General features: G+C 60.5%; 14 protein-coding genes. 7 read left to right on the top strand and 7 right to left on the bottom strand.

Translation table 11 applies throughout. The features are described 5' to 3' along the window. Position 1 precedes the first annotated feature (1 nt). The 4 genes from dapF to AB4O12_RS20635 are packed head-to-tail and all read left to right on the top strand — an operon-like array spanning position 2 to position 3177. Positions 2-832, top strand: coding sequence for a diaminopimelate epimerase (dapF, locus tag AB4O12_RS20620; protein ID WP_041476933.1), 831 nt, complete (start codon positions 2-4; stop codon positions 830-832). A gap of 13 nt (positions 833-845) precedes the next feature. After that, a complete protein-coding gene (locus tag AB4O12_RS20625) occupies positions 846-1571 on the top strand; it encodes a DUF484 family protein (protein WP_315434573.1) in 726 nt (241 codons plus the stop codon). A 2-nt stretch (positions 1572-1573) separates the two neighbouring features. Continuing rightward, on the top strand, positions 1574-2473 hold the full coding sequence (gene xerC, locus AB4O12_RS20630) for a tyrosine recombinase XerC (protein WP_252877097.1): 900 nt from the start codon (positions 1574-1576) through the stop codon (positions 2471-2473). Continuing rightward, the gene (locus tag AB4O12_RS20635; protein ID WP_460059650.1) at positions 2470-3177 is read left to right on the top strand and encodes an HAD family hydrolase; all 708 of its coding nucleotides are present in this window, start codon (positions 2470-2472) and stop codon (positions 3175-3177) included. Before xerC ends, AB4O12_RS20635 begins: the two co-directional genes overlap by 4 nt. Before the next feature lie 189 nt (positions 3178-3366). Here the strand turns inward: AB4O12_RS20635 and sutA are convergent, their stop codons facing one another. From sutA to glnK, 4 genes are all read right to left on the bottom strand, one after another. Continuing rightward, the gene (sutA, locus tag AB4O12_RS20640) at positions 3367-3693 is read right to left on the bottom strand and encodes a transcriptional regulator SutA (protein ID WP_056791627.1); all 327 of its coding nucleotides are present in this window, start codon (positions 3691-3693) and stop codon (positions 3367-3369) included. Positions 3694-3794: 101 nt separating this feature from the next. Then, complete coding sequence (locus tag AB4O12_RS20645; RefSeq protein WP_024014775.1) at positions 3795-4220, bottom strand: secondary thiamine-phosphate synthase enzyme YjbQ; 426 nt, start codon at positions 4218-4220, stop codon at positions 3795-3797. A gap of 215 nt (positions 4221-4435) precedes the next feature. Then, positions 4436-5773: an ammonium transporter gene (locus AB4O12_RS20650; RefSeq protein WP_041476939.1), complete on the bottom strand. Its 1338-nt coding sequence runs from the start codon at positions 5771-5773 to the stop codon at positions 4436-4438. Positions 5774-5810: 37 nt separating this feature from the next. Next, complete coding sequence (gene glnK, locus AB4O12_RS20655; RefSeq protein WP_002555808.1) at positions 5811-6149, bottom strand: P-II family nitrogen regulator; 339 nt, start codon at positions 6147-6149, stop codon at positions 5811-5813. A gap of 394 nt (positions 6150-6543) precedes the next feature. On the opposite strand from glnK, the gene AB4O12_RS20660 reads away from it, so the two are divergent. Further along, positions 6544-6804: an accessory factor UbiK family protein gene (locus AB4O12_RS20660; protein WP_095181253.1), complete on the top strand. Its 261-nt coding sequence runs from the start codon at positions 6544-6546 to the stop codon at positions 6802-6804. Positions 6805-7015: 211 nt separating this feature from the next. Here the strand turns inward: AB4O12_RS20660 and AB4O12_RS20665 are convergent, their stop codons facing one another. Then, on the bottom strand, positions 7016-7270 hold the full coding sequence (locus tag AB4O12_RS20665; RefSeq protein ID WP_252868462.1) for a HigA family addiction module antitoxin: 255 nt from the start codon (positions 7268-7270) through the stop codon (positions 7016-7018). A gap of 269 nt (positions 7271-7539) precedes the next feature. On the opposite strand from AB4O12_RS20665, the gene AB4O12_RS20670 reads away from it, so the two are divergent. Then, on the top strand, positions 7540-8004 hold the full coding sequence (locus AB4O12_RS20670) for a hypothetical protein (RefSeq protein WP_082530345.1): 465 nt from the start codon (positions 7540-7542) through the stop codon (positions 8002-8004). Between the two features lie 383 nt (positions 8005-8387). After that, positions 8388-9881 carry a YifB family Mg chelatase-like AAA ATPase gene (locus AB4O12_RS20675; protein ID WP_071172128.1) on the top strand — a complete coding sequence of 498 codons (1494 nt, stop codon included), beginning with the start codon at positions 8388-8390 and terminating at the stop codon, positions 9879-9881. Here the strand turns inward: AB4O12_RS20675 and AB4O12_RS20680 are convergent. Together AB4O12_RS20680 and AB4O12_RS20685 are read right to left on the bottom strand one after the other, a co-directional pair. Beyond that, positions 9878-11092, bottom strand: a complete 1215-nt coding sequence (locus AB4O12_RS20680; protein WP_460059651.1) for an aldose 1-epimerase family protein — start codon at positions 11090-11092, stop codon at positions 9878-9880. The two genes, AB4O12_RS20675 and AB4O12_RS20680, sit on opposite strands and share 4 nt — an antisense overlap. Positions 11093-11287: 195 nt before the next feature. Further along, positions 11288-13264, bottom strand: coding sequence for a methyl-accepting chemotaxis protein (locus AB4O12_RS20685; RefSeq protein ID WP_016772578.1), 1977 nt, complete (start codon positions 13262-13264; stop codon positions 11288-11290). Positions 13265-13291: the final 27 nt, after the last annotated feature.

Here is a 13291-nt window from a genome sequence, read left to right on the forward strand (position 1 = left end):
CATGCTGCTGCGTTTTACCAAAATGCACGGCCTGGGCAACGACTTCATGGTCCTCGACCTGGTCAGCCAGCACGCGCACATTCAGCCCAAACACGCCAAGCAATGGGGCGATCGCCACACCGGTATCGGTTTCGACCAGTTGCTGATCGTCGAAGCGCCGAGCAACCCGGACGTGGACTTTCGCTACCGGATCTTCAACTCCGACGGCTCGGAGGTGGAGCAGTGCGGCAACGGTGCGCGCTGCTTCGCCCGCTTCGTGCTCGACAAGCGCCTGACCGCCAAGCGGCAGATCCGCGTCGAGACCAAGGGCGGCATCATCGAACTGGACGTGCGTAACGACGGCCAGATCGGCGTCAACATGGGCGCGCCGCGCCTGGTGCCGGCAGACATTCCATTCCAGGCGCCGGCCCAGGCCAGCAGCTATCAGCTGGAAGTCGATGGCACCACGGTCGAACTGGCCGCCGTGTCGATGGGCAATCCCCATGCGGTCATTCGCGTGGACGACATCAACAGCGCACCGGTGCATGAACTGGGGCCGAAGATCGAACACCACCCGCGCTTTCCGGCGCGGGTCAATGTCGGCTTCCTTCAGGTCATCGATCGCCATCGCGCGCAACTGCGTGTTTGGGAGCGCGGCGCCGGGGAAACCCAGGCCTGCGGCACCGGCGCCTGTGCGGCGGCGGTGGCGGCCATCAGTCAGGGGTGGATGGATTCGCCGCTGTTGATCGACCTGCCCGGCGGGCGTCTGTCCATCGAGTGGGCCGGCCCGGGCGAACCGGTGTTGATGACCGGTCCGGCAGTGCGTGTATACGAAGGACAAGTGCGTCTTTGAGCGAGCAGAAATCATGACCGACAAGCCACAGGTACCCGCCCGACCAGCCGACGAATCAGCGTCCGAGAGCCTCGAGGCAGCCGCGGTTGCCGCCTACCTGGGGGCTCATCCGGACTTTTTCGTCGAGCACGAAGAGCTGCTGCCGTCGTTGCGCATCCCGCACCGACGCGGCGACACCGTGTCGCTGGTCGAACGGCAGATGACCATCCTGCGCGACCGCAACATCGAGATGCGCCATCGCCTTTCGCATCTGATGGACGTGGCCCGCGACAACGATCGCCTGTTTGAAAAGACCCGCCGCCTGATTCTCGCGCTGATGGATGCATCGACCCTGGAAGACGTGGTCATCAGCGTTGAGGACAGCCTGCGTCAGGATTTCCAGGTGCCTTTCGTCAGCCTGATCCTGCTCGGCGACAACCCGGCACCGGTCGGCCGCTGGGTGACTCACGCCGACGCGCAAACCGCGATCGGTGGCCTGCTCACCGAAGGCAAAAGCGTCAGCGGCAGCCTGCGTGAACATGAGCTGGATTTCCTCTTCGGCGAAGAACAGCGCCAGCAGATCGGCTCGACCGCCGTGGTTGCCATCAGCCATCAGGGCATTCACGGCATTCTGGCCATCGCCAGCCGTGACCCGCAGCACTACAAGAGCTCGGTCGGCACCCTGTTCCTGAGCTACATCGCCGAGGTCATGGGCCGCGTGCTGCCACGGGTCAACAGCTCGCTGCGCTCGGTACGCTGACCATGGAACGACAACTGGACGCTTACTGCGAACATCTGCGCAGTGAGCGGCAGGTGTCGCCGCACACCCTGTCGGCTTATCGCCGCGACCTCGATAAAGTCCTTGGCTGGTGCATCAAGCAGAACATCGGCAGCTGGGCCGCGCTGGACATCCAGCGCCTGCGCAGCCTGATTGCCCGGTTGCATGCGCAAGGCCAGTCCTCGCGCAGCCTCGCCCGCCTGCTCTCGGCGGTACGCGGGCTCTATCACTATTTGAATCGCGAAGGCCTGTGCGACCACGACCCGGCCACTGGCCTGGCCCCACCGAAAGGCGAACGACGCCTGCCGAAAACCCTTGATACCGATCGCGCATTGCAGCTGCTGGAAGGTGCGGTCGAGGACGATTTTCTCGCCCGGCGCGATCAGGCGATTCTGGAGCTTTTCTATTCCTCTGGCCTGCGCCTGTCCGAGCTGACCGGGCTCAATCTCGATCAACTCGATCTCGCCGACGGCATGGTTCAGGTGCTCGGCAAGGGCAGCAAGACCCGGCTGCTGCCAGTCGGCGCCAAGGCCCGCGAAGCCCTCGAACACTGGTTGCCGCTACGCGCAATGACCAACCCGGCAGACGATGCCGTATTTGTCAGCCAGCAGGGCCGACGCCTTGGCCCGCGCGCGATTCAGGTGCGGGTCAAACTGGCTGGCGAGCGCGAACTGGGGCAGAACCTGCACCCGCACATGCTCCGGCACTCCTTCGCCAGCCATTTGCTCGAGTCCTCGCAGGATCTGCGCGCGGTGCAGGAATTGCTCGGCCACTCCGATATCAAAACCACACAGATCTATACCCACCTCGACTTCCAGCATCTGGCGGCGATCTACGACAGCGCCCATCCCCGGGCCAAACGCATGAAAGGCGATGATTCATGAGCATTCAGTTGATCACCTTCGACCTCGACGACACCCTGTGGGACACCGCTCCGGTGATCGCCAGCGCCGAAACCGTGTTGCGCGAATGGCTGAGCGAACATGCCTCGGGTCTGGGCGCGGTGCCGGTGGAGCATTTGTGGTCGATTCGCGAGCGTGTGCTGGCGGGCGAACCGGGGCTCAAGCACCGCATCAGCGCGCTGCGTCGACGTGTGCTGTTCCATGCGCTGGAAGAAGCCGGGTATGCCCACGGCGAGGCCTCGGAGCTGGCTGACAAGGCTTTTGAAGTGTTCCTGCATGCGCGGCATCAGATCGAGGTGTTCCCGGAGGTCGAGCCGCTGCTGGAGCTGCTCGCCAATCATTACGCCCTCGGCGTGGTCACCAATGGCAATGCCGACGTGCGCCGGCTGGGGCTGGCGGATTACTTCAGGTTCGCCTTGTGCGCCGAAGACATCGGCATCGCCAAACCGGATGCACGGCTGTTTCATGAAGCGTTACAGCGCGGTGGTGTGGGTGCTGAAGCGGCGGTGCATGTTGGCGATCATCCCGGCGATGACATCGCCGGGGCGCAGCAGGCGGGGTTGCGCGCGGTGTGGTTCAACCCGACAGGCAAGGTCTGGGAGGCGGAGCGCTTGCCGGATGCGGAAATTCGCAGCCTCACTGAACTGCCAGCCGTCCTCTCCCGCTGGAATGCTTCCTCGAACTGATCTACAGCCCTGTGGGAGCGAGCCTGCTCGCGAATGCGGTGTGTCATCCAACATGTATGTCGGCTGACATGCCCTCTTCGCGAGCAGGCTCGCTCCCACAGGGGACTGCATTTGTTTTCAACGCATTTATTCCAGGCATAAAAAAGCCCGCAGCGACGGCGGGCTTTTTCAGCAAGCGAGCGACGCGCCTCAGATAGGGCGGCTGCCGTACTTGTTATCCGGCTTCTTGGGCGGATCGGCGACCACGTTGGCCTCAACTTCCTGCACCTTGCCGCCGCGCGCAAGGAATTCTTCCATGGCCTTGGCCAGGGCGTCGCGCTCCTTGTTCTTGGCTTCGATGCTCGGCAACTCGTCGACCGAGACCGCAGCCTTGGCTTTGCCTTTGGCAGCCGGGGCCGGCGTGTCGTCACCGCCATCGTCTTCGGTAACGTCTTCCGCTGCCGCTTCCAGGCCTTCCTCGGCCTCGTCTTCGTCGCCTACTTCGAGGTCGTCGTTTTCCAGATCATCGTCGCTCATGTTCTACCTCATGACTTGCCAAAAGCAGATTAGTTATAGACCAGCTTTGGCGGCTGTCGAAGCCGCCGTTGAAAAATCTTCTGCCGCTGCCCGGCAGCGGCTCATGCCTGTTCACCGTGCAAGGTGGCGAGGACTTTACGGGCACCGCCATGATCACGGTGCTCGCCCAGATAAATCCCTTGCCAGGTACCCAGTGCCAGCCGCCCTGCCGCAACCGGCAGACTGATCTGGCAACCGAGCACGCTGGCCTTGAAGTGCGCCGGGAGATCATCCGGGCCTTCGTCGTTGTGCTCGTAGCCGTCTGTTCCTTGTGGGATCAGACGATTGAAAAATCGTTCGAAGTCGCGACGAACTGCCGGATCGGCGTTCTCGTTGATGGTCAACGATGCCGACGTGTGCTGCAGCCACAAATGCAACAGACCGACCCGACAGGTCTTGAGTTCAGGCAAGCCTGCGAGTAACTCGTCCGTCACCAGATGAAAGCCCCGGGGCCTTGCCCGCAGGGTTATCAGAGTCTGTTGCCACATACAGTTCTCCGCTCGTTCGGGGCGCATTCTAGCGTGCTCTGAAAAAAAACAAAGGCCCTAATATTCCTGCAGCGATGTAAGCGATTGCCCGCAGAAAAAGCCTCGTCGTAAAGACGACCAAAGCCGTAAGAAAAATCCTTTCAGCCGCACCTTGAATGACAAATCCCGGACAAAAAAATGCCCGGCGAACCGGGCAATTTTTTTATCGCGCGTACTTACAGGTTGTAGCCGCGTTCGTTGTGTTGTGCCAGATCGAGGCCGACCGACTCTTCTTCCTCGGTTACGCGCAGACCCATGACGGCGTCCAGCACCTTGAGGATGATGAAAGTGACGATCGCGGTGTAGATCACCGTGAAGCCGACGCCTTTGATCTGAATCCAGACCTGCGCGCCAATGTCAGTCACGGTGCCGAAGCCGCCCAGTGCCGGTGCGGCAAACACACCAGTGAGGATCGCGCCGAGGATACCGCCGATACCGTGCACGCCGAAGGCATCCAGGGAGTCGTCATAGCCGAGTTTGCGTTTCAGGGTGGTGGCGCAGAAGAAGCACACCACGCCTGCGGCCAGACCGATCACCAGTGCACCCATCGGGCCTACAGTGCCAGCGGCCGGAGTGATCGCGACCAGACCGGCGACCACACCCGAAGCAATACCCAGTGCGCTTGGCTTGCCGTGGGTGACCCACTCGGCAAACATCCAGCCCAGTGCCGCAGCGGCAGTGGCGATCTGGGTAACCAGCATGGCCATACCGGCAGTGCCGTTGGCGGCTGCAGCGGAACCGGCGTTGAACCCGAACCAGCCGACCCACAGCATCGCCGCGCCCATCAGCGTGTAGCCGAGGTTATGCGGAGCCATTGGTGTGGTCGGGAAGCCTTTGCGCTTGCCCAGTACCAGGCACGCGACCAGACCGGCGATACCGGCGTTGATGTGCACCACGGTGCCGCCAGCAAAGTCGAGCACGCCCCAGTCCCACATCAGGCCGCCGTTACCGGACCAGACCATGTGCGCGATCGGTGCATAAACCAGCGTGAACCAGATGCCCATGAAGATCAGCATCGCGGAGAACTTCATGCGCTCGGCGAACGCACCGACGATCAGCGCCGGGGTGATGATCGCGAAGGTCATCTGGAAGGTGATGAAGACCGCTTCAGGGAACAGCGCCGCCGGGCCGGTGATGCTCGAAGGCGTGACACCAGCGAGGAACGCCTTGCCCATGCCGCCGAAGAACGAATTGAAGTTGACGACGCCCTGTTCCATGCCGGTGGTGTCGAAGGCAATGCTGTAGCCATAAATGACCCACAGGATGCTGATCAGGCCGGTAATGGCGAAGCACTGCATCAGCACGGAAAGAATGTTTTTCGAGCGAACCATACCGCCGTAGAACAGCGCCAGACCGGGGATGGTCATGAACAGCACGAGCGCTGTCGAGGTGAGCATCCAGGCGGTGTCGCCGGAATTGAGGACTGGCGCTGCCACTTCGTCTGCCGCCATGGCGATGCCGGGCATTACGATGGACAACAGGGCGCCTAGCCCTGCGAATTTACGCAGAGTCATATTGTTTTCTCCTGGGGCGTTGGGTTTGTGGCGGCGCTTAGATCGCGTCGGTATCGGTTTCGCCGGTACGGATGCGGATCGCCTGTTCCAGATTGACCACGAAGATCTTGCCGTCACCGATCTTGCCGGTGTTGGCCGCTTTGGTTATCGCCTCGATAACCCGATCCAGGTCCTTGTCGTCGATGGCCACGTCGATTTTCACCTTGGGCAGAAAATCGACCACATATTCCGCGCCGCGATACAGCTCGGTGTGACCCTTCTGCCGGCCGAAGCCTTTGACTTCAGTGACGGTAATGCCCTGCACGCCGATTTCGGACAGCGACTCGCGCACGTCGTCCAACTTGAACGGCTTGATGATGGCAGTGACTAGCTTCATGAAACTCTCTCCCGAATTGGTGGACTTGCCCCAGGAAAACAAACCCGTCTCAAGTCTAAGCGCAGTGCCTGGCTTTGTAACGCATCGTTGACGCCAGCTAACCGCATCAGACGAAACTCCCCGCTTCGTCTGCCGCACTGCATTCGTCACAGCGACTGCATCAGTGCATGGGTCGAGGGTGACTAAGCAGAAACCTTGCCAGCTCGGCAAAAACCCTGCATTTCAATCTCTTGGCCCCTGTTGCACGCGCTCGGGCAGAAAAGCTTTTGCCGATACGCACAACAACGGTGCGCCACCGTCCGTCCCCCTGCGCGAAAAGCGTGCATCCGTGCAACGGGATTGACTATAGACACTGCGTGATACACTGCCGGCCATTGTTTCCAGGACATTTCCCATGCTCGCGCCCAAAGACTTCCTCGACGCCCTGAGCGGCACCGCCTCCCGCCTCTTCAGCGGCGACACCCCGCTGCCGAAAGCCGAAATGGAAAGCCAGTTCAAAATGCTGCTGCAAAGTGCCTTCAGCAAACTCGATCTGGTCAGCCGGGAAGAGTTCGATAGTCAGATGGTAGTGCTGGCGCGTACTCGCGCCCGCCTCGAAAGCCTCGAAGCCAAGGTTGCCGAGATGGAAGCGAAGCTGACACCGCCCGCTGAATAATTCGCGTCCCCTGTAGGAGCTGCCGAAGGCTGCGATCTTTTGATCTTCAGCCCTTGAACCATCCCCGCAACGTCCTACAACCTTAATGACCGCCGTCCGATTGCGCCAAAAAGCCCAGGTTTCTAAGCTATCTGATGCTGAATGTTCAGCAGAGGATTGGGCGACCCGGGCAGGGCCATGGTGGAAAAGGGCTTCGCGGATGCTGCAATCGCTATGAGCCCGCATGCCGGAGCTGGGCTCTGCGCAAATCGTAAGTCGACTGAAGATTCATCCATAACTCAGGCGTAGTGTTGAGCTGAATGGCGAGGCTGATTGCCAGATCGGCGCAGATCCTGAGCTGGCATTTCACAAGCTCTTCGATCTCGCTTTCGGGCCATTTCGTGGGCATGGCCAGATCCATGACGGTCATGCTCAACGGCTCCATGAATTCCTTATTCAGAACCTCGCCCGGAAGAATCGGGCGCATACCACTGCGGTCCATTTTTTTTCGCCTCCAGAGGCTGCGTTGAGTGGCCAAACTGGAACATCCGACTCCGGATACAAGATCTTCACACCCCTTTCGCCAGCGTCCTACAAATATTAGGGCATGGCCCTACAAACATCAGCGTCTGCGCCTGATTCCGTGAGCTCTTCGCTGTGATTAGGCTGGTGGCTTTCGCCTGCGCTGGTCGATCCTATTCGTCGAGTTCCAGGCGATACACATTGATCGCCAGACACTCTGGTTCTGGATCCCTCTTGTCTGATTTGCTCAAGCTCAAAGAAAACACGCTGGTTCAGCATCCAGATGGTGGTTACATCTTTGGCACGATCCCCGATATGCCAAAATTCGGCTTGCCAGGCGGGAAGATTTATCTGCGGGTAGGTATTCACCGTCGAGCGAATAGTGGTTTTGGCGTAGTGCACATTTGGGAAGCCCATAGTGCCGATTTGCTCAAGCATGGTTGCCAGACTGCCGATGGGGTAGCAGCGATTGTTGCGAAAATGATCGTCCCGGGGGCGCAAATCTATTGTGAGTTCAAAGAACAACGATGTGGAAACAGGGTCGCGGTACTGAGGACATCTATGGGAACACTGATTCTTGAACCGCGACACGAGCGCGCCACAGGATTTGGTTACTTCGTGGTGACTTGGTACCCGCAAAAACGTGCACATGGCACGTTAGTGGGGCAGATACCACGAGCACCACCAAATCAGAAATAAAAAAAGGCGTCCGATGGACGCCTTTTAAGTATTTTTTGAGGAGTAGTCGCAGCGATTCTTTAGCTCCTGGCTTTACGGCCTTGGGTTCAGAATCCGACAGGCTAGCCCGTCGTCACTACTTCAGAGAAACCAGCTTTCTCTGCTGCCAAAAATGCGGGGGAGCTTTTGCTGGTGCCCAGTCCCGACGAATGCGCAGTTGCAGTCCTCGAATGGGATGATCCTTCAATGCCGTGCGAGAGTCAACGCTCTAATTCAGGCAAGCAGTGACAGCCCATCGGGTCTGGATACGTCTTGTAAACCTCTATTTCAGCACCGAAACCCGGCTCAACTACCCTTCAAAAACCCGCAGGAAGCGGCTCCCCGATTCAGCTCAAGGAACGACCATGTCCCTCTCCATTGTCCACAGTCGCGCCCAGATTGGCGTGGAAGCCCCCGCTGTTACCGTCGAAGTCCATCTGGCCAACGGTCTGCCGTCGCTGACCATGGTCGGCCTGCCTGAAGCGGCGGTGAAGGAGAGCAAGGATCGCGTACGCAGCGCGATCATCAATTCCGGACTGCAATTTCCGGCGCGGCGGATCACCTTGAATCTGGCGCCGGCGGACCTGCCCAAGGATGGCGGGCGGTTTGATCTGGCGATTGCCTTGGGGATTCTGTCGGCGAGTGTGCAGGTGCCCTGCCTGACCCTGGACGAGGTGGAATGTCTGGGTGAGTTGGCGCTGTCGGGTGCCGTGCGGCCGGTGCGTGGCGTGCTGCCGGCGGCACTGGCGGCGCGCAAGGCCGGACGGGCGCTGGTGGTGCCTCGAGCGAATGCGGAAGAGGCGTGCCTGGCATCCGGGCTCAAGGTGTTTGCGGTCGATCATTTGCTGGAAGCGGTGGCGCATTTCAATGGGCATACGCCGGTGGAGCCTTACGTTTCCGATGGTTTGATGCACGCTGCCAAGCCCTATCCCGACCTCAACGAAGTGCAGGGTCAAACAGCCGCAAAGCGCGCACTGCTGATTGCCGCAGCGGGAGCTCACAATTTGTTGTTCAGCGGGCCACCGGGAACCGGCAAGACGCTGCTGGCCAGTCGTCTGCCGGGTTTGCTGCCGCCGCTTTCCGAATGCGAGGCGCTGGAAGTGGCAGCGATTCAATCGGTCGCCAGCGGGGTGCCTCTGACTCACTGGCCGCAACGCCCCTTCCGCCAACCACACCATTCGGCTTCAGGGCCGGCATTGGTCGGTGGCAGCTCGAAACCGCAACCCGGCGAGATCACCCTCGCCCACCACGGCGTGCTGTTTCTCGATGAGTTGCCGGAGTTTGATCGCAAGGTGTTGGAAGTTTTACGCGAGCCTTTGGAGTCGGGACATATCGTCATCGCGCGGGCCAAGGATCGCGTACGTTTCCCCGCGCGATTTCAATTGGTTGCCGCGATGAATCCGTGCCCCTGTGGATATCTTGGCGAACCCAGCGGCAAATGCTCGTGCACACCGGATATGGTCCAACGCTATCGCAACAAGTTGTCAGGGCCGCTGCTGGATCGTATCGATCTGCACCTGACCGTGGCGCGGGAGGCAACCGCGTTGAATCCGGCAGCCAAGCCCGGCGAAAACAGCGCCAGCGCTGCTGCGTTGGTGGCCGAGGCTCGCGAACGACAGCAGAAGCGTCAGGGCTGTGCCAATGCGTTTCTCGATCTGCCGGGGCTCAAGCGTCACTGCAAGTTATCCACAGCTGACGAGAAATGGCTGGAGGCGGCCTGCGAGCGACTGATCCTGTCGCTGCGCTCGGCGCATCGCCTGCTCAAGGTCGCGCGCACACTGGCGGATCTTGAGCAGGCCGATGCGATTACCCGCGAGCATCTGGCCGAGGCACTGCAATACCGGCCGGCGACACCTTAATGCTCGGTCAGATCAACCAGCGGTGCCTGACGCACTTCAGTGTCGCGCCCGGCCTGAATCTCGGTCACGCGCTTCAAGGCGTTATCCACCGCAGCTTTATCCGCCAACAGGCTGTAGCTGATCTGGAACTGCTTGTGCTGTTTTGGGGCGATGGTCGGCACCAGATTCAACGGCCGCTGATAGCGACGGTTATAGGAAAAACTCGTCCCAGGCTCCAGCCCGGTGACGTAGCCCTGCCCCTGGGTGTCGGTGTTTTTCCACAGCGAGAACACCGGCAACTGCTCGGTGTTGAAGCCAACGGATACGCCGAGACTACCGGCCTTGTTGTGCAACACGGTCAAGGTGTCGCCCTTGGCGTCGGCGTAAGGCACGACGTTGTAGACGGTTTCATCGTAATCCTTGGTCGGCGCGCGATAGGTCTGCCAGTCGGGCAGATCACCCTTGGCCTTGTCGTTGAACGGCGACACCTGCTTCACCGGCGCAGCGAATTTTGCCCCTTGCTCAAGAAACGGCGTGCTGAAGTTGCTGTGATACAGCGCCTGATATTCCTTCGCATAGTCGCCGTTGTTGGTCAGGGTGTCGTTAAGGGCGAAGCTTGCGCTGCCCGGTTCGGTGACCAGTTCGGTCGCTACCGAGAAATCGACTTTCTTGAATGCCTGCTCTTTCAGCTCGCCACGCAGCGTGATGGCATACGGCGGCTTCTCGTCGATGTGCAAAGTGACGGTGCTGGCCGGGATGTTGGCGGCGCGACCGTGCAGGGTCAGCAGTTCGCCGTTGTCCATGCCGGGATGGCCAACCCACTCGTAACCGCAACGGGTGACCAGCTCATTGAAGCCCTCCAGCCAGCCCAGACCACCGCGACCGTTGAGCTCGATGAACGCTGGGTTGACCACGTCCTTGACCGGCGAGTCCCAGCCCATGCGCACGTCGCCCACCGAAGCTTGCAATACGTTCATGCCACGGGTTGGCACCACCGAGAGTTTCATCGTGCCGTTATCGATGTCGACGATGCTGACGCCCTCCTGACGACCGCCATGCAGAGTACGCAGGGTCACGGAAAACGGTTTGGCGGTTTTTACACCGAGTTGCTCACTGGTGATCGTCCGGTTTTTTGCCGGAGTGTTGGCGTCGAGCAGGACATAGTCCCAGGCCATGGCATGAGAAGCGGCAGAGAATGCGCCGAGGGCGACGAGGAGTTTGAGCGGGGTCATGGCAGCAGCCTTTATTGGAGTTGTGCCATTTTTATAGCGCTGCGGAAACGTTTCAGCAAGTGCAAAGAAGCGGTGGGAGAAAAGCATTCGCGAGCAGGCTCGCTCCCACAGGGACATCGGGCCTTCACAATATTTGTGAATTACGCCGACTACTGTGGGAGCGAGCCTGCTCGCGATAGCTGTTTCAAAGATGCATCAACGGAAGCGGTCAACCTCGGAACGCAGATCCGCCGCCAGCTTCTCCAGCTCTTTCGCGGTGACAGCCAGGTTCGACACCACCTCACGCTGCTCGCTGTTGGCCAAGGCGATGCTCTGCAAATTGCTGCTCAGCAACGTCGCAGTGCTGCTTTGTTCCTGAGTGGCGGTGGTGATCGCAGCAAACTGCTGGCCTGCCGAACGGCTCTGCTCGTCAATCCGCGCCAGCGCCGAGGCGACATTGGCGTTGCGCGACAGGCCTTCCTGCATCAGCACGTTGCCCTGTTCCATAGTGCTGATCGCGTTGCCGGTTTCCTGTTGGATGCTGTGGATCATGCTGGAGATTTCATCGGTCGCCTGACGGGTACGCGAGGCGAGGCTGCGCACTTCGTCCGCGACCACGGCAAAACCGCGACCTTGTTCACCGGCACGCGCGGCTTCGATGGCAGCGTTGAGTGCCAGCAGGTTGGTCTGCTCGGCGATCGAGGTGATCACACCGACAATTCCGCCGATTTCCTGAGAGCGCTGCCCCAGCGTGTTGATCACGCTGGCGGTGCTGTTCAGCGCACCGGCGATCTGCTCCAGCGACGACGACGCTTCTTCCATCGAGCTGCGGCCGATCTGCGTTTGCTGAGCGTTTTCCTGCGCCAGGCGCTGGGTCGCGCCCATGTTGTCGGCGATGTTCAACGACGTCGCGCTGAACTCTTCCACGGCGCCGGCCATGCTGGTGATTTCGCCCGACTGCTGCTCCATGCCTTCGTAAGCACCACCGGACAAACCGGACAGCGCCTGCGCACGGCTGTTGACCTCTTCCGAGGCGCGGCGGATGTGCTCGACCATGGTCGACAGCGCCTGGCTCATCTGGTTGAACGCGCGGGACAGCTGTCCGATTTCATCGTGGCTCGATACGTTCAGACGCACGCTCAGATCACCAGCACCCAAGGCCTCAGCCTGACGCACCAGATCGCCCAGCGGCGCGAGTTTGCTGCGCAGCAGCCAGACTACGGAACCGACCGCGAGCAACATCGCCAGCAGGCTGCCGATCGCCAGTTGCGTACCGACGCTCCAGGTCACCGCGCGGATCTCGGCTTTCGGCATGCTCGCCACCACCGACCACGGGCCACCTTCGAACGGCACGGCGATGCTGTAGAAGTCCTCGCCCTTGTCGCTCCAGAACTCACCCTTGCCCGGGGTTTTGACGAGGTTGTTAATGGTCGGGGCGGCTTGATCCAGGTTTTCGACGCCGGCAATCGGCACCAGCCATTTGTTCTGCTCGTCGAGCAGCGCCAGCGAGCCGGTCTTGCCAATGCGGAAGCGCTTGAGATTGGCGAACTGCGCGTTCTGCGCGTCGGTGTAATCGAAACCTACATACAACACGGCGATGATCTTGCCGCCCGCATCGCGCACCGGTGTGTACTGCGACATGTAGTAGCGCTCGAACAGCAACGAGCGGCCGACATAACTCTGCCCTGCCATCAACTTCGCGTAGGCCGGGTTGGCATGATCGAGCACGGTGCCGATGGCACGGGTGCCGTCCTGCTTGCTGACGTTGGTGCTGACGCGAATGAAGTCTTCGCCGCTGCGCACGAATACCGTGGCCACACCGGCAGTCATCTGCTTGAACTCGTCAACTTCCTTGAAGTTGTTGTTCAGCACTTCGTTGCCCAGATGCAGACCCGGGGTCTGCACGCCGGCCACGGTCACTGGCTGATCGGGGTGCACACTCAGGCCACTGCCGAAGCGTTTTTCGAACAGACCGCTCAGGCGCAGGGTGCTTTCGCGCAGCGTACCGTGGAAGGTACTCAGTTGATCGGCCAGCAGCCGGGCCTCACTGGCCAGATGCTCTTCACGGGTGGCGAGGTTGGCGGAATCCAGCGAACGCAAGGCGAACACCGTACTGCCGCTGATGACTATCGCCAGTATCACAGCAAGGGCAAGACCCAGCTGCGAGGCGATCCGAGCACGAGGTTGAGACATGAACAGCTCCTGGCCGAGCCACCGAAT

The organism is Pseudomonas sp. S2_A05, from assembly GCF_054668485.1.

What these genes read in the sequence shown, in the direction of transcription:
- dapF (WP_041476933.1), top strand. Translation starts at nt 2, where the DNA reads ATGCTGCTGCGTTTTACCAAAATGCACGGCCTGGGCAACGACTTCATG.
- AB4O12_RS20625 (WP_315434573.1), top strand. Translation starts at nt 846, where the DNA reads ATGACCGACAAGCCACAGGTACCCGCCCGACCAGCCGACGAATCAGCG.
- xerC (WP_252877097.1), top strand. Translation starts at nt 1,574, where the DNA reads ATGGAACGACAACTGGACGCTTACTGCGAACATCTGCGCAGTGAGCGG.
- AB4O12_RS20635 (WP_460059650.1), top strand. Translation starts at nt 2,470, where the DNA reads ATGAGCATTCAGTTGATCACCTTCGACCTCGACGACACCCTGTGGGAC.
- sutA (WP_056791627.1), bottom strand. Translation starts at nt 3,693, where the DNA reads ATGAGCGACGATGATCTGGAAAACGACGACCTCGAAGTAGGCGACGAA.
- AB4O12_RS20645 (WP_024014775.1), bottom strand. Translation starts at nt 4,220, where the DNA reads ATGTGGCAACAGACTCTGATAACCCTGCGGGCAAGGCCCCGGGGCTTT.
- AB4O12_RS20650 (WP_041476939.1), bottom strand. Translation starts at nt 5,773, where the DNA reads ATGACTCTGCGTAAATTCGCAGGGCTAGGCGCCCTGTTGTCCATCGTA.
- glnK (WP_002555808.1), bottom strand. Translation starts at nt 6,149, where the DNA reads ATGAAGCTAGTCACTGCCATCATCAAGCCGTTCAAGTTGGACGACGTG.
- AB4O12_RS20660 (WP_095181253.1), top strand. Translation starts at nt 6,544, where the DNA reads ATGCTCGCGCCCAAAGACTTCCTCGACGCCCTGAGCGGCACCGCCTCC.
- AB4O12_RS20665 (WP_252868462.1), bottom strand. Translation starts at nt 7,270, where the DNA reads ATGCGCCCGATTCTTCCGGGCGAGGTTCTGAATAAGGAATTCATGGAG.
- AB4O12_RS20675 (WP_071172128.1), top strand. Translation starts at nt 8,388, where the DNA reads ATGTCCCTCTCCATTGTCCACAGTCGCGCCCAGATTGGCGTGGAAGCC.
- AB4O12_RS20680 (WP_460059651.1), bottom strand. Translation starts at nt 11,092, where the DNA reads ATGACCCCGCTCAAACTCCTCGTCGCCCTCGGCGCATTCTCTGCCGCT.
- AB4O12_RS20685 (WP_016772578.1), bottom strand. Translation starts at nt 13,264, where the DNA reads ATGTCTCAACCTCGTGCTCGGATCGCCTCGCAGCTGGGTCTTGCCCTT.